17 protein-coding genes and 1 riboswitch are annotated in these 16,573 nt (G+C 63.2%); of the genes, 7 read left to right on the top strand and 10 right to left on the bottom strand.

What is annotated here, in order from left to right:
* Positions 1 to 60 precede the first annotated feature (60 nt).
* Both MOV63_RS14630 and MOV63_RS14635 read right to left on the bottom strand, forming a co-directional pair.
* On the bottom strand, positions 61 to 1,062 hold the full coding sequence (locus tag MOV63_RS14630) for a DUF4424 domain-containing protein (protein WP_247034451.1): 1,002 nt from the start codon (positions 1,060 to 1,062) through the stop codon (positions 61 to 63).
* Positions 1,063 to 1,183: 121 nt separating this feature from the next.
* Positions 1,184 to 3,124, bottom strand: coding sequence for a methyl-accepting chemotaxis protein (locus MOV63_RS14635; protein WP_247034452.1), 1,941 nt, complete (start codon positions 3,122 to 3,124; stop codon positions 1,184 to 1,186).
* 152 nt (positions 3,125 to 3,276) lie between these two features.
* Here MOV63_RS14635 and MOV63_RS14640 point away from each other — a divergent pair, with 152 nt between their 5' ends.
* Positions 3,277 to 4,041 (top strand): TlyA family RNA methyltransferase, encoded by a 765-nt coding sequence (locus MOV63_RS14640; RefSeq protein ID WP_247034454.1) that lies wholly within the window; start codon positions 3,277 to 3,279, stop codon positions 4,039 to 4,041.
* Positions 4,038 to 5,282, top strand: a complete 1,245-nt coding sequence (locus MOV63_RS14645; protein ID WP_247034456.1) for a class I SAM-dependent RNA methyltransferase — start codon at positions 4,038 to 4,040, stop codon at positions 5,280 to 5,282. Before MOV63_RS14640 ends, MOV63_RS14645 begins: the two co-directional genes overlap by 4 nt.
* A 27-nt stretch (positions 5,283 to 5,309) precedes the next feature.
* Here MOV63_RS14645 and MOV63_RS14650 read toward each other — a convergent pair whose 3' ends face one another.
* The 5 genes from MOV63_RS14650 to MOV63_RS14670 form a co-directional block, all read right to left on the bottom strand.
* Entirely contained in the window at positions 5,310 to 5,690 is a 381-nt protein-coding gene (locus MOV63_RS14650) for a hypothetical protein (protein ID WP_247034459.1), read from the bottom strand.
* Positions 5,691 to 5,775: 85 nt separating this feature from the next.
* On the bottom strand, positions 5,776 to 6,534 hold the full coding sequence (locus MOV63_RS14655; RefSeq protein WP_293407851.1) for a crotonase/enoyl-CoA hydratase family protein: 759 nt from the start codon (positions 6,532 to 6,534) through the stop codon (positions 5,776 to 5,778).
* Between the two features lie 11 nt (positions 6,535 to 6,545).
* Positions 6,546 to 8,339: an acyl-CoA dehydrogenase gene (locus MOV63_RS14660; RefSeq protein WP_247034460.1), complete on the bottom strand. Its 1,794-nt coding sequence runs from the start codon at positions 8,337 to 8,339 to the stop codon at positions 6,546 to 6,548.
* Between the two features lie 107 nt (positions 8,340 to 8,446).
* Entirely contained in the window at positions 8,447 to 8,767 is a 321-nt protein-coding gene (locus tag MOV63_RS14665; RefSeq protein ID WP_038548801.1) for a type II toxin-antitoxin system PemK/MazF family toxin, read from the bottom strand.
* Positions 8,767 to 8,982 (bottom strand): antitoxin MazE family protein, encoded by a 216-nt coding sequence (locus tag MOV63_RS14670; protein WP_080719117.1) that lies wholly within the window; start codon positions 8,980 to 8,982, stop codon positions 8,767 to 8,769. Before MOV63_RS14670 ends, MOV63_RS14665 begins: the two co-directional genes overlap by 1 nt.
* A gap of 134 nt (positions 8,983 to 9,116) precedes the next feature.
* On the opposite strand from MOV63_RS14670, the gene MOV63_RS14675 reads away from it, so the two are divergent.
* Positions 9,117 to 10,112: a transporter gene (locus MOV63_RS14675; RefSeq protein ID WP_038548798.1), complete on the top strand. Its 996-nt coding sequence runs from the start codon at positions 9,117 to 9,119 to the stop codon at positions 10,110 to 10,112.
* A gap of 68 nt (positions 10,113 to 10,180) precedes the next feature.
* On the opposite strand, the gene MOV63_RS14680 is transcribed toward MOV63_RS14675, so the two are convergent.
* The 3 genes from MOV63_RS14680 to MOV63_RS14690 all read right to left on the bottom strand — a co-directional run bounded on the left by MOV63_RS14680 (position 10,181) and on the right by MOV63_RS14690 (position 12,591).
* Entirely contained in the window at positions 10,181 to 10,630 is a 450-nt protein-coding gene (locus MOV63_RS14680) for a BA14K family protein (RefSeq protein WP_038540477.1), read from the bottom strand.
* Between the two features lie 188 nt (positions 10,631 to 10,818).
* Positions 10,819 to 11,238, bottom strand: coding sequence for a BA14K family protein (locus MOV63_RS14685; protein WP_038540473.1), 420 nt, complete (start codon positions 11,236 to 11,238; stop codon positions 10,819 to 10,821).
* Between the two features lie 108 nt (positions 11,239 to 11,346).
* A complete protein-coding gene (locus MOV63_RS14690) occupies positions 11,347 to 12,591 on the bottom strand; it encodes an aromatic ring-hydroxylating dioxygenase subunit alpha (protein ID WP_038540470.1) in 1,245 nt (414 codons plus the stop codon).
* A gap of 102 nt (positions 12,592 to 12,693) precedes the next feature.
* Positions 12,694 to 12,924: riboswitch (cobalamin riboswitch) on the bottom strand.
* A gap of 225 nt (positions 12,925 to 13,149) precedes the next feature.
* On the opposite strand from MOV63_RS14690, the gene MOV63_RS14695 reads away from it, so the two are divergent.
* Genes MOV63_RS14695 through MOV63_RS14710 form a run of 4 tightly spaced genes read left to right on the top strand, consistent with a single transcriptional unit; the run spans position 13,150 to position 16,565 of the window.
* Positions 13,150 to 13,704 carry a DUF6656 family protein gene (locus tag MOV63_RS14695; protein ID WP_244447473.1) on the top strand — a complete coding sequence of 185 codons (555 nt, stop codon included), beginning with the start codon at positions 13,150 to 13,152 and terminating at the stop codon, positions 13,702 to 13,704.
* 33 nt (positions 13,705 to 13,737) lie between these two features.
* Positions 13,738 to 14,715 carry an L-threonylcarbamoyladenylate synthase gene (locus MOV63_RS14700; RefSeq protein ID WP_247034462.1) on the top strand — a complete coding sequence of 326 codons (978 nt, stop codon included), beginning with the start codon at positions 13,738 to 13,740 and terminating at the stop codon, positions 14,713 to 14,715.
* Between the two features lie 27 nt (positions 14,716 to 14,742).
* On the top strand, positions 14,743 to 16,188 hold the full coding sequence (locus MOV63_RS14705; protein ID WP_247034464.1) for an FAD-binding oxidoreductase: 1,446 nt from the start codon (positions 14,743 to 14,745) through the stop codon (positions 16,186 to 16,188).
* Entirely contained in the window at positions 16,185 to 16,565 is a 381-nt protein-coding gene (locus MOV63_RS14710; protein ID WP_247034465.1) for a winged helix-turn-helix domain-containing protein, read from the top strand. The genes MOV63_RS14705 and MOV63_RS14710 overlap by 4 nt, the downstream gene beginning before the upstream one ends.
* The last annotated feature ends 8 nt before the right edge of the window (positions 16,566 to 16,573 follow it).

Consider the following 16,573-nt stretch of genomic DNA (forward strand, 5'->3'; position numbering starts at 1 on the left):
CAAGCGCCAGCGCGATCACTTTCATTCAATATTACTGAATTCGGATCTTTGCCGCCACCGTCACTGATCGGCGGCCGTCAGGAACAGGATATTAAGATCCTTGTCCGGATAGAAATCGTCCGCCGTCATCTCGAAAGTCGTGGGGCCGATCTTCTTCACGCCGTTGCCGCAGAAGCTGACGTAATCCTTCTCCTTCTCCTTCCCCTTGTCGATCGTCAGCTTTAACTTACCGATCGAACCGCCCCAGTTGGCGCCGGTAGTGAGGATGTAGGACACCCATTGCTCGGTATAGTTCGGGCCGCCTTTTCCGGCCGCAGCTTCGAGTTTTGCCGCGGTCTTCATGAATGCGGCGTCGATGCAGTAGCGGTCGGCATAATCCTTGTAATTCGTCGCCGGCTTACCCTGATCGATGAAGGTCATGGCGACAGTGCCGCCGACGCTCGGCTTATAGCGATGGCTGACACGGACGGGTTTGCCGGCCGGAAACTTCGTCTTCCACCAATAGACCGAGCGCAGCGTCCAGGCCGGCGTCAGGTCCTCCTGCCAGCCCTTGCCGGCGTCGTAGCGGTTGACGAACACCAGCCCCTCGGCGATCCAGGCGGCCTTCACGTCTTCGGGCAGGGCCTTGAGTGCGGCAAGCGTCCTGTCGCTATAGGGCAGAAGCGGAATGTTGCGCGCCACGAGTTCGTCTGTGCGGTCGATGCCGGCGGCCAGCACCCTTTGCTGCAGCTCCGGCTTGATCTGCCGGCTGTCCTGCACGACCGAGAAACCGAGGAAATTGTCGCTGTCGGTGTTCTCGAGCGCGATATCGCTGTCCATGCTGCCGGTGATGTCCGGCATCGGGAAGGCAATGACGCTTTCGACATCCTTGTCGCTGGCGTTCTTGAAGACGTAATCGACCAGCACTTCCTCGCGGGAAATGTAGAGCTGCTCCTCGGCCATGGTGACGTCGGAGGTCTGGACGTAGATCAGCCCGCCCGTCTTCAGTTCCGCCATGGAATCGTTGGCGAGTGCCGGGTTCGCGACGAACAAAAGTCCGCCGATCAGCAAGGTGCATCGCATATCCGTCCCTCCCATTTCCTCGCCGGTTTTCGGCCGCCGGAAGATAGACGCAAATGCTGAAACAGAGAAGGCAGGCCGGATGGTCTCTGGCCTGCCTTCTCAATCAAACCGTATGGACGGATCAGAACTCCGACCACTCTTCCTTCACGGCGGCAGCGCTCGCCGCCTTGCCGGAAAAGGCGCGGGCGACGGTGGAACGCAGGGCATTTGCCGGCGATGCCACCGGACGGGCTGCCGACGGGGCCGCGACCGGACGCGAAGTCCGAACCGATGGCGTGCCCCCGAAGTTGAACTGCCTCAGCAGGGCATCGAGCGCCTGGGCTTCCTGGGCGAGCTTGTGGCTTGCCGCGTTCTGCTCTTCGACCATGGCGGCGTTCTGCTGCGTGCCCTGGTCCATTGCGTTGACCGACGTGTTGATCTCCTGGAGGCCTGTCGACTGTTCGCGTGTGGAGATGACGATGGCGGAGAGGTGCTGGTTGATCTGCTGCACTTCGCCGACGATCGCTTCCAGCGCCTGGCCGGTCTCGCCGACCAGCGCGACGCCCGCATCCACCTGCTGGCTGGAGGTGGTGATCAGCGCCTTGATCTCCTTTGCCGCATTGGCGGAACGCTGAGCGAGCTCGCGGACTTCCTGTGCGACGACCGCAAAGCCCTTGCCCGCCTCGCCGGCGCGAGCCGCCTCGACGCCTGCATTGAGCGCCAGAAGGTTGGTCTGGAAGGCGATGTCGTCGATGACGCTGATGATGTTGCCGATCTCGCCCGAGGACTTCGAGATTTGCTCCATGGCGGAGACAGCCCGGCGAACCACTTCGCCCGATTTTTCGGCGCCGATGCGGGTGCGCTCGACGCGCTGGCCGACGTCTTCAGCTCGGCGAGCAGATTCCTTCACCGTCGTCGTCACCTGTTCAAGGGCGGCGGCTGTCTCTTCGACGGCTGCGGCCTGCTGTTCTGTGCGACGACCGAGATCGTCGGCCGCAGAGCGGATTTCACCGGCGCCGGAGCTGATCGCAGAAGCATTCTCGCCGACCGCCTGGAGGGCGGCCTGCAGCCGTCCGAGCGCCTGGTTGAAGTCGGCGCGCAGCCGGTCGAGATTGCCGGAGAACGGCTTTTCGATGCGGTAGGCGACATCGCCATCGGCAAGGCTTGCAAGCCCGGTGGCCAGCGCGTCGATCGCAAACTCGATATTGGCGGCTTCGCGGGCCTTCTGGGCGTCGTTGTCGAGGCGTTCGCGCTCGCGGGTGTCGCGCAGGACATCCGCGTCGCGGGCCAGACGCTGCTTTTCGATCGCCGCATCCTTGAAGACCGTGACGGCCTTGGCCATCCGGCCGACTTCGTCGCCGCGTTCGAGAGCCGGAATTCCGATATCATGATTGCCGCCGGCAAGGCTGGTCATGGCCTCCGTCATGCCGACGATCGGTTGGACGATGGCACGCGACAGGGCAAGCACGAGGGCGACCGCGATCAGGCCGGCAATACCGCCGCCGATGAGGAGTGTCAGCAGCAGATCGGTATGGGCCTGGGTCTGGGCGCTGACCATGGTGGTCGACAGGTCGAAAGCCTGCTTCTTGATCTTGGCGGCAGCCTCGCGGAACACGTCGAGCTGGCCCTTCGACTGGTTGCGGCCGATCTCGATGACTTCCTCGATCGGCTTGCCGGTGTTCTTGCGGGCGTCGAGCTGCGGAACGGTAAGCTGGGTGTGGAACACATCGGCTGCGGCACGCATCGCATCAAGCGAAGCGACCATATCCGGCACGCCGGCGGCCGCCTTCTTGGCGGCGTCGATCGCAGCGATCATCTTTTCGCGGTTGTTGAAGACGTCGGCATAGGTGCTGTCGCTCTTGAAGAGCAGGAAGCCGCGCTGATTGACGGCCTGTTCCAGCATCGCTTCGAGCGCCGCGTCCACATTCATCATGATCGTCTGGGAAACGACCTGCTGCGCAGACGAGCGGCTCGATTTCAAGGCCTGCCAATAAACGCCGGCGGACGCCAGCAGACAGACCGACATCAACGCCGCGAAGGTGATGATCAGCTTCTTGTTCAGGGATAGGTTTTTAAGCGACATCGGGGGCTTCCGCTCTCGGGTGAAACAGCATTGGGCATCTCCTCCGGCGGCGAGAGAATCCCAACATGATTAAAATTTGATTGAACCCGGCGCGGGTTTTCATGAAGCAAGGCCCTTGCAAGCCGGCCGATAGGCAGGCATTGACTGCGACCATGTCCTCAAGCCCTGAAAACCAACGCCTCGACCAGCTTCTCGTCTCGCTCAATCTCGTGGCGAGCAGAGCTCGCGCGCGCGACGCGATCGCCCGCGGCACCGTCACCGTCAACGGCCGCGTCGTCACCAAACCGAGCCTCACCTTCCCGCTCGACGCGAAACTCACGATCGACGACCCGGCGCAGGATTACGTCTCCCGCGCCGCGTTGAAGCTCGTCGCGGCGCTCGATCACTTCAAGCTCGATCCGGCCGGCCATGACTGTCTCGATATCGGCGCCTCGACCGGCGGCTTTACCGAAGTGCTGATCATGCGCGGCGCAGAGCATGTGACCTCGATCGACGTCGGCCACGGACAGATGCATCCGCGGCTGCTCGCCGAGCCGCGGGTCACCAATATCGAGGGCCTCAACGCCCGATATCTGACCGCCGAGGATTACGACGACCGCGAGATCACCTTCATCGTCTCCGACGTCTCGTTCATCTCGCTGAAGCTGGCGCTGGCGCCGGCCCTGGATCTTGCCGAGCCCGGCGCGCATTGCGTGCTGCTGGTCAAGCCGCAATTCGAGGCGGGCCGCGATGCGATCAGCAAGGCCGGGCTGCTGAAGGAGCCGGAGACGGCGCCCCAGGTCGCGGCCGAACTCGAACGCTGGCTGGTCGAAGAGATGGGCTGGTCGAGCCTCGGGCTCATCTCCTCCCCGATCGCCGGCGGCGACGGCAACCAGGAATACCTGCTCGCAGGCAGGAAGCCCGGTGAACCTTCATGAGCACGGTCACCGTCACGATCAGCCGGCTCGGCGCCCAGGGCCACGGCATCGCCAATGGCGAAGACGGCCCGGTCTATGTGCCCTACGCTCTTCCGGGCGAAACGCTGGCGATCGCCCGCAACGGCGACCACGGCACGGTCATGTCGACCTCCAATCCGTCGCCGGATCGGGTCACGCCGCCCTGCCGTCACTTCGGACCGGACAGCGACGCCTGCGGCGGCTGCTCGCTGCAGCATCTGGCCGACGCGCCTTACCATGCCTTCAAGCGCAACCTCGTGGTCGAGGCGCTGAAATCCAAGGGCCTCACGCCTGAAGTGGGCGAACTGATCATCGCGCATCCCGGCGAGCGTCGGCGGGTGGTGTTTTCCGCCCGCAAGACCGAGAAGGAATTGCTGCTCGGCTTCAACCGCGCCGAGACGAACCACATCGTCTCGATCGTCGAATGTCCGATCGCCTCGCCCGGCATCGTTGCCCGGCTCGAGGCGATCCGCGCGGTGGGCAAGGCACTGGCGACCGGTTCGGAGACATTCCGTATCGCCGTTCTCGAAACGCTTGCCGGCCTCGATCTTGCCGCAGAAGGACTGAAGCCGCTCGACGACAAGCAGCGGCGCACAGTCACCGAGACGGTGCTGGCGCTGAAAAGCATCGCGCGGGTTTCGGTCAATGGCGAAATCATTATCGAATTGCAGAAGCCGCTGGTGGATTTCGGCGGCGTCAAGGTCTCCCCGCCGCCCGGCGCCTTTACCCAGGCGACGAAACCGGCGGAAGACGCGATGGCCGAACTGGTGCTCTCGCATGTCGGCAAGGCCAAGCGGATTATCGACCTGTTTGCCGGCTCCGGTACCTTCTCGCTCCGGCTTGCCCGCATCGCCAAGGTGCATGCAGTCGAAGGCGACGAGAAATCGGTCAGGGCGCTCGACCTTGCGGCCCGCAATACTCAGGGGCTGAAGCCGGTGTCGGTTGAGAAGCGCGATCTCTACCGCCGACCGATGATGGTTTCGGAACTGAAAAACTACGACGCCGTCGTCTTCGATCCGCCGCGCGCCGGTGCCGAAGTCCAGATGAAGGAGCTTGCCCGCTCGACCGTGAAGACGGTCGTAGCGGTGAGCTGCAACCCGCTGACGCTTGCCCGCGACCTTCGGATCCTCGTCGATGCCGGATACCAGATCAAGACGGTCACGCCGATCGACCAGTTTCTCTGGTCGCCGCATGTGGAAGCGGTGGCGCTGCTGCAGAAATAAGCTCGGGCGGGCGGACCGCCTGGCTTCCTACCGATCCAGATCCAGCGTACCGGTGCCAACCACGCCGGAGCAGCGGCAGCGGCTGCCGACGCGGCCGGGATCGGCATTGCAGACATAGGGGCGGCGGCGGTCCATGCTCGGCGGCGGAGAGACGACGCAGACATAACGTTGCGGACGGGGACGATTTCTATCGCGGTCACGGTCGCGATCTCTGTCCCTGTCGCGGTCCCTGTCACGATCGCGGTCGTCGTCACGGCGGATGATGAGGCCATTCGGGCCGATGGTGACGGAAGGGCTCTGGGCGAGCTGCAGCGGCTGGCTCTGCGAAGGGAACGCCAGCGTCTCGGCCTGCGCCGGCGCTATTCCGATAAGCAGTACGAGCAAGCCCGCAGAAGTACGATGCATCATTATTCCCTCCCGATCGATTGGAGGCAATCTAGCGCTGAAGTTGCGTCAAAAGAAGACGGGAACAGAAATTTCCCGTGCGACACTGTTAACGCCGCATGAAGGCCTCGAAGGCGGCGTGCGCCTCGGCGCTTTTAAGCTGTGCGGAGAAATGCACCAGTTCCTCGTCGATACGCGCAAGCACCGCCTCGCGCGGTCCGCGCACCAGGTCACGGGCGATCTTCAGGGCCTGCGGCGGTTTGCTTGCAAGGCTTGCGGCAAGCGCCAGCGTCTCGGTTTCGACCGCTAGCGGCTCCACGATCTTCCAGATCAGCCCGGCATCGAGCGCGGCCTGCGCGGAAAACCCCTCGCCCGCCACCAGCATGGCAAAGGCGCGCTGATGGCCGATGGCTTTGGGCGCGAGCAGGCTGGAGGCTGCCTCCGGCACCAACGCCAGGTCGACGAAGGGCGTCTTGAATAGGCTGCGGGCGGAGGCGACCGTCAGGTCGCAATGCATGTTCAAAGTGGTTCCGATGCCGATCGCCAGGCCATCGACGCCCGACACCAGCGGTTTTTCGGCAAGCGCCAGTGCCTTGATGAATATGGAAGCGGCAGGCGCCTCCTTCGATCCGGACATGGCGTAGGTAAGAAAATCCCCCATGTCATTGCCGGCGGAGAAGCAGCCATCGGTGCCGAGGAAGGCGACGGCGCGAACGGCGTCGTCCCTGTTCGCCTCTTCGAGCGCAGCGGTCATGCGGTTGTACATGGCCGAGGTGATGGCGTTCTTCTTTTCCGGCCGATTGAAGCGGATCACCATGACGCCCGGCTGGGCCTCGGGGCGCTCGACGAGGATATGGTTGCCGCTCACGGAGATCTCCTTCAGGCGAGGATAGCGCGCGCGGCTTGAAGGCTCGCGGCGCCTGAGACGACGCGGTCCTTCAGGGCCGAGGTTTCGGCCAGCAGGTTTTCGGCCATGAAGCGGCAGAGCGCGACGCGCTTTTCCGGGCCGCCGTTATCGACAGCGACGAGCGCGCCCTTGGCAAGATAACAGCCGGTCAGCACCAGGCCGAACAGGCGCTGATAGGGCGTCGCACCGGCGAGCGCCTCGGCGGTCTTGCCGGCCGCCTGGGTGTCGAGGAGCCAGCCGGTGGCGGTTTCGAGTGCGGCGATGGCGGCGCGCAGGCGGTCACCGGTTTCGCCGAACGCCGTATCGTTGGAGGCTGAAATCCTATCGGCAATCTCCTTCAGCTCACCGATGAAGCCGCGCACCTGATCGCCGGAGGAAAGCGGCAGCTTGCGGGTCACGAGGTCGATCGCCTGGATGCCGTTGGTGCCCTCGTAGATTGGCGCGATACGGGCGTCGCGCAGGTAACGGGCAGCGCCCGTCTCCTCGATGAAGCCCATGCCGCCATGCACCTGGATACCGAGCGAGGCGACGTCGACACCGGCGTCGGTCGCGAAGGATTTGGCGATCGGTGTCAGAAGTGCGGCCCGTTCGGTCCAGTGGCGGGCCTCGTCGCCCTCGGTGTGATGCGACATGTCGGTCGCGTGGGCGCAGGCGTAGCAGATGGCGCGAGCGCCTTGGGTCAGTGCCTTCATGGTGATCAGCGTGCGGGCGATGTCCGGATGATCGATGATCGGGCTCATGCCCTCCCCCGACCAGCCGGGCGCCTTGCCCTGAGTGCGTTCCCTGGCAAAGGCGACGGCCTTCTGAGTGGCGGCTTCGGCGATCGCCACGCCCTGCATGCCGACCGCCAGGCGGGCATTGTTCATCATCGTGAACATGCAGGCGAGGCCCTTGTTCTCCTCGCCGATCAGCCAGCCGATCGCGCCCTTGTCCTCCTCGTTTCCGGGCGTGAACTTGCCGTCGCCGTAGATCATCGTGCAGGTCGGCGAGCCGTGGATGCCGAGCTTGTGTTCGATCGAATGGCAGAAGACGTCGTTGCGCGCCTCCAGCGATCCGTCGTCGCCCACGAGAAATTTCGGCACCAGGAAAAGCGAGATGCCGCGGGTGCCGGCAGGCGCGTCGGGAAGCCGTGCCAATACCAGATGGATGATGTTGTCGGCAGCGTCGTGTTCGCCCCAGGTGATGAAGATCTTCTGGCCGAAAATGCGATAGTTGCCGTCGTCGCTGCGCTCGGCGCGGGTCTTCAGGACGCCGAGGTCGGAGCCGGCATGCGGCTCGGTGAGGTTCATGGTGCCGGTCCATTCGCCGGAGACCAATTTGGCCAGATACTTTTCCTTCAGCGCATCGCTGCCGTGCGCCACCAGCGCCTCGATTGCTCCCATGGTCAGCGTCGGGGCGAGCGCGAAGGCCATGGAGGCGGAATTCCACATTTCGAGCGCTGCGACGTTCAGCATATGCGGCAGGTTTTGGCCGCCATAGGCTTCCGGCGCGGTCAGGCCGTTCCAGCCGCCTTCCCGCCAATGACGATAGAGTTCCGGCCAGCCGTCGGGCGTCTTCACCTTGCCATCGGTGAGGCGGGCGCCTTGTTTGTCGCCGATCTCGCCGAGCGGCGCCATCTCGTTACCCGCAAACCGCCCCGCTTCCTCCAGGATCGCCTCGACCAGATCGGCACTCAGGTCACCGAACCTGCCGATCTCCAGGGCGTCCGCGAGACCGGCCACGTGGTTCAGGGTGAAGGCGATCTCCTCGACCGGTGCTTTGTACATGATGCTCCTCCTCGTGGGCGCGGTTGTGACCGCCTTAACTGGCCGATTCTACTCAGCCACCATCCTCACTTTGCTTTTTACGTAAACGTAAATGCGGTTGTCAATGTTCAGGCCAAGCCAAAGAACACGGCAAGCGACCGATTCACGGCTACGAGAATGTCATCTTCGATCGAGCCGAAAACCCTCCCTATCTTTTCCCGCTTGAGGGTCATCGCCTTGTCGATCATGATCTGGGAGGGGCTGTTGAGCGCGTTCCTGGGCGTGGGCTGGACCATGATGCGGATGAGCGGCGTATTAACAATGGTACTGGACAGCAGCAGAACCGTTAGCGTGTCGGTGTCGAAAAGGTCGGATTGGATCACAAGGGCGGGGCGCGGTTTTCCGAAATCACCAGCCAGAGCAACCGTCACAAGATCGCCCCTGCGCATCATTGCTCCCCGAGATCAGCCAGGGCATCATCCAGAAATTTCATAAGATCGGGATCTGCTGCATCCGCCGCCGCGACCAAACGCGACTGCCGATGGCATTCCTCTGCAAAACCAGGGCGCCGCGTATCGGGAACCCAAATTTGCACTGGACGCAACCCGGACGCCCGGAGATTTTCACGACGTTTTCTGACACGCTCATTCACGGAACTGGCCATATGAAATACTCCTTGATTTGTTACATGTAACAAACGGCGCTGGAGCGTTCAAGGAATTTTTAGAGAACGTTGTTGAAACAGGCGTTACACAAGAGGTCTATGGAGTGATGCCTATGCTTTCGGATTCCTCGGCCATGTCCCTCATGAACCCCGCTATCCCCGGCCTCGTCTGGGCCTATCACTTCCATCCGGGAGCGGCGCCCTGCACCAGGTTGCCGCTCGATGCGGCGCGCAGCGATCTCGATGTCGGCGACGGTTTTCTGTGGCTGCATCTCAACCTCGTCGACAGTCGGGTCAACGCCTTCCTGGAGAACTTCCCGGGCCTGACGCCACCGGCCATCGCCGCACTCACCACCCACGACACGCACGCGGCGGTGACGCTCGACGAGCAGCTGGTCTATGGCACACTGGTCGATTTCCAGCGCGAGTTCGACAGCGAGACCCGCGATATCGGCTGGCTGCATTTTTTCGTCTCCGACAGGGTGATCATCACCACCCGCCTGCAGCCCCTGAGATCGATCGACCGGGTGCGGGCGGCGATCGAAAAGAACGCCTCGCGTTACAAGAAGCCGATCGACGTGTTCGAGACATTGGTCGCCGAATTCCAGCGCACGCTGATCGCGCTGGTGATGGAGCTGACCGAGGAAATGAACATCATCGAGGACTTCGTTTACGACAACACGCCGCGCGACGAGCGGCGGCGCCTCGCGCCGATCCGGCGGACGGTGGTCAGGCTGCACCGGCACTTGAGAACCGTGCTGACGCTGCTCAGGCGCGCGGCGGCGACCGACGATGACGAGATGCCGCCCGGTTTCGACGACGCCGCTTCGCGGCTGATCGGCAGGCTGGAGGCGGCCGATCACGACGTCTACGCGCTGCAGGAGCGCGCCCGGCTGCTGCATGAGGAAATCGACTCGAAACTCTCCTCCGAGACCAACAGGCACCTCTACATCCTGTCGCTGATGACCGCCTTCCTGCTGCCGCCGACCTTGGTCACCGGCTTTTTCGGCATGAACACTGCGTCGCTGCCCTTCGAGGGGAATGGCTCGGGGACGGCCTATGCCTTCGGCCTGATCGTTATTTCAGTGCTTGCCGCCTGGTGGCTGTTGAAACGCACCGGCATTCTTTGACCGCGGACAAACCGAAAACCCCGCCCGGCTTGATGTCGGACGGGTTGAACTTTGCCTATCGGCCGCTCTTAGAAATAGGGCGAATAGCAGGTCTGACGCGGGCCGTAGTTCGGTTGGAACGAGTTCGAATAGGCGTCGTAGGAGCGATAACGCTCGGCGCACCATTCGTAGTGGCGCGGATTGATGTCGTCCCCGCCGCGATAGACCGGCGCCGGCTCGACGTAACGCGGCTGGGAGGCAATGGCACCGCCGATCAGCGCACCGGCACCGAAGGCGGCCAGCGGGAACCAATAGCCGTTATGGCGTCGATAGCCCGGCCGGTAGTCGCGATAACCGCGATGCCCGCCATACCAGCCGCCGCCGTGGCGACCGTATTGCACGAGGGTCACGTCGGTATTGGCGTTCGTTGCGATCCCGGCCGGAGCGGTCGGCACCGGCATCGCCTGAGCCGGCATCAGCGAGCCGGCGAGAACGGCAGCGGAGATGCCCGCAGCCGCAATCTTCTTGAAAAGCGTCATGTTAAGCCCCCAGATCCCTTGTCCATGTTCTATTTTGCCAGCCAGTTATTTCAATATGCAGCGGAATTCTATTTCGTTGCAACCCTTGGGAAGTTCATCCTGAACGCGTGATTAACGCGGGCCGCGACGATGCAAGCCCGGTCGCGGCATGTGTGCAACCGGGCTTGCCTTGGGATGGCCAATACTGCTTACCTGTAAGGCGAGATGCAGCGTGCCCGCACGCCGGCGCGCGGTGCATAGGTATCGTCCCAGGCCCGATAGCTGCGATAACGGCTTTCACACCAGGCGACGTGGCGGCTGCCATAACCCCGATCCGCCTGGATAGCGCCGCCGATAATGGCACCGGCACCGAAGGCGGCCAGCGGGAACCAGAAACCGTTGTGATAACGATAACCGGGGCGGCGGTCGCGGTAACCGCGATGGCCGCGATACCAACCGTATCGGTCACGCCGGAAGTCGCGACGGTACTGGACATTGGTGACATCGCTGGCGGCCGAAATGCCGGATGGCGGAGCCGGCATTTGGACAGCCTGCGCGGGTACAAGGCCAGCAAATGTCGTGACCACCGCGACTGCCGCTGCGGTCAGGCGTAGGCGAAAGGCGTTCATGCGGGGTGCTTCCTCATTCTGATTTTCAATCAGAAAACAACGCCACACGCGGGATTCCGTTCCTGGAGCCACGCCCCGTGCCGATCAACGCCGATCACGAATTGGCGATCAGGCGACGATCGAAAGTTTCGCCTGGTCGCCCTGCAGCCGATTGACCATGAAGTTCGAGTACCATTCGACGAACTGCATGACGCCGCCTTCGTGGAGTGGCGAGTAAGGACCGGGCTCGTAGGCGGGCGAGCGGATGCCGAAAGCGTTTTCCTCCACGATCTGACGGTCCTGGTCGTTGGTCATGTTCCAGACATGGGTCAGTTCTTCGAGATTGTAGTCGACGCCCTCGACCGCGTCCTTGTGGACCAGCCATTTGGTGGTAACCGCCGTTTCTTCCGGCCCGAGCGGGGTGACGCGGAACGAGATCGCGTGGTCACCGAGAATGTGGTTCCAGCTGCTTGGATAGTGGAACAGCAGCATGGTGCCGATCGAATTGATCGTCACGTCGTCGGAGAGTTTGCGCTGTACGGCGTTGCGGCCGCTCATCGTATAGCTCTCGGCATCCTCGATCAGCGGCATGCGCGCGACGCGGAACTGGCCGGTCTCGTCCATCCGGAACTCGCTCGGCAACCCGGCCGTCTCACAGCGCTGCCAATGGGCGGCGATGACCGGATCGTCCTTGGCGCCCTGGACACCGGTCGCGGTCGGCGATTCCGGATAGGTGCGGCAGAGTTCCGGGTGGTTGGCGGCGCAGTGGTAACACTCGCGGTTGTTTTCCCAGACGAGCTTCCAGTTGCCCTTTTCGATGATCGTCGACTGGTGCGCGACCTTGGCTTCCGACAGGCGGTGCGGGGCCATATAAGGCTCGATGGCGGCGCGAACCGGCGCGAAATCCGGCGCCTCGTTGGCAAGACAGATGAAGATAAAGCCGGCGACGCTCTCGCAATGGACCTTCTTCATGCTGAATTGGGTCTTGTCGAAGTCCTGGCCCATCTGGCGACCGACCAGAAGCGAGCCGTCCAGCTCGTAGGTCCACTGATGGTAGGGACAAACGAGCCGCACCGCCGAGCCATGTTCCTTGGTGCAGACGCGGCTGCCGCGATGGCGGCAGGTATTGTGCAGCGCCCTGATCTGGTTGTCGCGGCCGCGCACGATAACGACCGGATAATCGCCGATCTGCAGGGTGAAATAGGCGCCGGCCTTGGGCAGCTCGCAATCATGCCCGACGAACAGCCAGTCGCGGTACCAGATCATTTCCAGATCGAGCTTGAAATAGGCGGGATCGGTATAGAAGGGCTGTTCGAGGCTGAACCCCTCGCGGCGGTTCTTGAGCTGCCGCAGGGCCTGATTGCGAATTTCCATATACTTACCTTCCTCGTCAATATGGACAGCGGAAGGACATGGAAATGCCGGCCGACCCCAGGCCCGCCTCAAACCCTGTCCCGAACGCCCGCCGCGTCCGGTCGTCATCTTTTGTCCCGAGGCTGGTTTCCGGGCTCAGGAGCTGTCCGTTGCGGGACGGGCTCGGCGCCTTCCCGGGCGGCCTTTTCGGCTCTTTCCCAGTGGCCTGTACCAAGCTTTCTTGCTCCACCACCGTTGCGGGGGCAGCGCCGGATCAAGGTTTCGAAGACCCCTGCCGGCTTCCCAATTCTCCGCCTTCCCTAGACAGGCGGCACCTCAAGATCGAGGCGGATATAACCATCGAGCGGGCGTGTCGCATAGGCGACATTGCGACATCGGCAACCGCGTTGGCGACAGCGGCGAAACGGCCCGGAATGCAACACTCCAGCCCCGCGAAAGCGAAACCTGTCATTAAGGGATAAGCCATAAAATCCCGGCTCGAATGGGAGCGATGCCACCGTGCAGGCCAAGGGGAAAATCCGTTACTATAAAGCTCCTCCACCAAAGCCTCCGGCGCCGGTGGCAGTGAAGACCGCTGCCCATTCCGAATTCCTTCGGACGGGGCGCATCGCCCGCTACAATCCGATCTGGCTGCCGGAAGAGCGCCGTTATCTCACCCATGACGAGGTCGCAGAGCGCACGGGCAAAAGGCTGGAGGCGGCCGGCGAGACAAGCCACAACCGGATCAACTCCTTCCATCGCTCGATCAAGTTTCCGAAGATCATCTTTCACCACACGCTCGATGAGCGGCCACATCTCGGCTATTGCCATGTCACGGCGGCAAAAACGCAACTTGCCCACGGCGTGCCGGTCAGCTGGTCCTTCTACATTGCCAATTTCGTCTCGGAGATGGGCGGGGAGGAAACGTTCTTCGAGCGTATCAGCACGGCCTATTCGCGCATGTATTTCGCCGTTGCTGTCGAACGAGAGGCCGGCCAGCCGCTGCAGATCAACCGCTCGATCCGCAAGAACGGCCTTCTGTTCCGGACCAACGATCCGATGGAAGCGATCAAGAACGTGCTGATGCTCGGCACCTCCAACGAAATGCTCCGCGAGATCATCAAAAAGCTATGAAGACGCCCGGGTCCGCGTTATTGACGGGCGGATATGACGGCTCAAATCATCGACATCACCCGGGACCATGACGGCGCGCTCGCCCAGGCATGCGCCGTGCTTGCGGACGGCTTGCCCGTCGCAATCCCGACCGAGACGGTCTACGGGCTTGCGGCCGATGCCACCAATCCCGCCGCCATCACCCGCATCTACGAGACCAAGGGGCGGCCGCGCTTCAATCCGCTGATCTGCCACATGTCGGATCTAGCCATGGCCGAGCGTTATGCCGACTTCGATCCGATTTCGCGAAAGCTTGGCCAAGCCTTCTGGCCGGGACCCCTCACCCTGATCCTGCCCCTGAAGCCCGAAAGCGGCATCCACGCGCTGGCGACGGCCGGGCTCGATACGGTCGGCATCCGGCTTCCCAAGGGCTTCGCTTCCGATCTGATCCGCGCCTTCGGCAAGCCGCTTGCGGCGCCGAGCGCCAACACGTCCGGCAAGGTGAGCCCAACCAGCGCCGCCCATGTGGCCGACGACCTGGGCGACAAGCTGGCTTTGATCATCGACGGCGGTGCGGCTCCGATCGGTGTGGAATCGACCATCGTTCGTGTCGAGGATGGCGTGATCCGGCTGCTGCGGCCGGGCGGGGTGGCCGTGGAAGAGATCGAACGGGCGACCGGACTTGCCGTGATCAGACCGGAAGGCCCGGCGGCGATCATCGAAGCTCCCGGCATGCTCGCTTCCCACTATGCGCCGGGAGCGGCGGTCAGGCTCAATGCCGACCATGTCGAGACCGGCGAGGCATTGATCCGGCTCGGTTCTGCTCCCGTGAAGGGAATGGAACTCGCCGCAGCGGTTTTTGACCTCAGCCCGTCCGGCGATCTTGCGCAGGCGGCGGCAAACCTGTTCGATTACCTGAAGCGCGCCGACGCCACCGGCGCCGCCAGTATCGCCGTCACGCCCATTCCCGACCACGGGCTCGGCGAAGCGATCAACGACCGGCTGGCGAGGGCGGCTGCCCCGCGGGAATAAGCCGGGGCAAAAGAGGAGGAGACGCTGATGGATATTTCCGGGCCGAAACCAGAACTTCTCGACCGCTTCGCCGCGATCGTCGGCGAAAATCACGTGCTGCGCGATGCCAATGATCTTGCGCCGCATCTGGTCGAGGGCCGCGGGCTCTACAAGGGTTCCTCGCCGATGCTGCTGAAACCGGGCTCGGTCGAGGAAGTGTCCGCGATCCTGAAGCTTGCAAGCGAGACCGGCACGCCGATCGTGCCGCAAACCGGCAATACCGGCCTTGTCGGAGGCCAGACGCCGCGCACCGGCGGCAGCGACCTGATCGTCTCGCTCGAACGCATGAACCGCATCCGTGACGTCGATCCGGTCGCCAACGTGCTGGTCGCCGACGGCGGCGCCATCCTTGCCGACGTGCAGAAGGCGGCGGAAGCCGTCGACCGGCTGTTTCCCCTGTCGCTCGGTTCGGAGGGCTCCTGCCGCATCGGCGGCAACCTCTCCACCAATGCCGGCGGTACTGCCGTGCTCGCCTATGGCAATACCCGCCAACTCTGCCTCGGGCTCGAAGTGGTGCTGCCGACCGGCGAGATCTGGGACGGCCTGCGCCGGCTCAAGAAGGACAATACCGGCTACGATCTGCGCGACCTGTTCATCGGCGCGGAAGGCACGCTCGGCATCATTACCGGCGCAGTGCTGAAGCTCTTTCCTCAGCCGGTCGGGCACCAGGTCGCACTTGCCGGCCTCAATTCGCCGGCAGACGCGTTAAAACTCTTCGAGCGGGCCTCGAACCTCTGCGGCACGGCGCTGACCGGTTTCGAGCTGATGCCGCGCATCGGCATCGAGTTCGTCACCCGGCATATAGAGGGCGTGCGCGATCCGCTCTCCGAGCCGCATCCGTGGTACGCGCTGATCGACATCTCGACCTCCGATTCCGCCGAGACGGCCAGCTCCATGGTGCAATCGCTGCTCGAACAGGGTTTCGAGGCAGGCCTCATCCGCGACGCCGTGATCGCCTCCTCCGTCGCGCAGCAGAAGGCGCTCTGGCACATGCGCGAAAGCATGTCGGATGCGCAGAAACCCGAAGGCGGCTCGATCAAGCATGACGTGTCGGTGCCGGTCTCGAAAATCCCGACCTTCATGGCGGAGGCAGAACAGGCGGTGCTGGCGGCCATGCCGGGTGCGCGGGTCTGCGCCTTCGGCCATCTCGGCGACGGCAATATCCATTACAACATCTCGCAGCCCATTAGCGCCGACATGGCGGGCGACAAGGCGGTGTTCATCGGCCGCTGGCGGGAGATCAACGCGATCGTCCACAGCATCGTGCTCGCCGCCGGTGGGTCGATCTCAGCCGAACACGGCATCGGCCAGTTGAAGCGCGACGAGCTCGCCCATATCCGCTCGCCGATCGAGATGGACCTGATGCGGCGCATCAAGCAGGCGTTCGATCCGGCCGGCATCATGAACCCCGGCAAGGTGGTGACGATTCCATGAGCCGGTCTTCGAAGACCACTATACGAATCGACCTCGACAACGGCGTACGGCTCGGTCCGGGCAAGGCGCAGCTTCTGGAATTGATTGCCGAACACGGCTCGATCCGGGCGGCGGGCGCCTCGATCGGCATGTCCTACCGGCGGGCATGGCTGCTCGGCGACGAGATCAACCGGATGTTCAAGGAGCCGTCGATCTTCACCCGCCATGGCGGCAAAAGCGGCGGTGGTGCGGGTCTGACGGAATTCGGCCAGGAACTGCTGTCGCGCTACCGGCGGATGGAGAAAGCGAGCCGCGACGCGATGCGCGCCGACCTCGACTGGCTCGAATCGAATGCAGATCCGCACTTCGAGACGACGGCAAAGACCACCGACGCCTGATAACCGCC

This window comes from Neorhizobium sp. SHOUNA12A, from assembly GCF_023006505.1.
Classification (GTDB): domain Bacteria; phylum Pseudomonadota; class Alphaproteobacteria; order Rhizobiales; family Rhizobiaceae; genus Neorhizobium.

Coding starts and splice junctions, on each gene's coding strand:
- MOV63_RS14630 (WP_247034451.1), bottom strand. CDS start 1,062: ATGCGATGCACCTTGCTGATCGGCGGACTTTTGTTCGTCGCGAACCCG.
- MOV63_RS14635 (WP_247034452.1), bottom strand. CDS start 3,124: ATGTCGCTTAAAAACCTATCCCTGAACAAGAAGCTGATCATCACCTTC.
- MOV63_RS14640 (WP_247034454.1), top strand. CDS start 3,277: ATGTCCTCAAGCCCTGAAAACCAACGCCTCGACCAGCTTCTCGTCTCG.
- MOV63_RS14645 (WP_247034456.1), top strand. CDS start 4,038: ATGAGCACGGTCACCGTCACGATCAGCCGGCTCGGCGCCCAGGGCCAC.
- MOV63_RS14650 (WP_247034459.1), bottom strand. CDS start 5,690: ATGATGCATCGTACTTCTGCGGGCTTGCTCGTACTGCTTATCGGAATA.
- MOV63_RS14660 (WP_247034460.1), bottom strand. CDS start 8,339: ATGTACAAAGCACCGGTCGAGGAGATCGCCTTCACCCTGAACCACGTG.
- MOV63_RS14665 (WP_038548801.1), bottom strand. CDS start 8,767: ATGCGCAGGGGCGATCTTGTGACGGTTGCTCTGGCTGGTGATTTCGGA.
- MOV63_RS14670 (WP_080719117.1), bottom strand. CDS start 8,982: ATGGCCAGTTCCGTGAATGAGCGTGTCAGAAAACGTCGTGAAAATCTC.
- MOV63_RS14675 (WP_038548798.1), top strand. CDS start 9,117: ATGTCCCTCATGAACCCCGCTATCCCCGGCCTCGTCTGGGCCTATCAC.
- MOV63_RS14680 (WP_038540477.1), bottom strand. CDS start 10,630: ATGACGCTTTTCAAGAAGATTGCGGCTGCGGGCATCTCCGCTGCCGTT.
- MOV63_RS14685 (WP_038540473.1), bottom strand. CDS start 11,238: ATGAACGCCTTTCGCCTACGCCTGACCGCAGCGGCAGTCGCGGTGGTC.
- MOV63_RS14690 (WP_038540470.1), bottom strand. CDS start 12,591: ATGGAAATTCGCAATCAGGCCCTGCGGCAGCTCAAGAACCGCCGCGAG.
- MOV63_RS14700 (WP_247034462.1), top strand. CDS start 13,738: ATGACGGCTCAAATCATCGACATCACCCGGGACCATGACGGCGCGCTC.
- MOV63_RS14705 (WP_247034464.1), top strand. CDS start 14,743: ATGGATATTTCCGGGCCGAAACCAGAACTTCTCGACCGCTTCGCCGCG.
- MOV63_RS14710 (WP_247034465.1), top strand. CDS start 16,185: ATGAGCCGGTCTTCGAAGACCACTATACGAATCGACCTCGACAACGGC.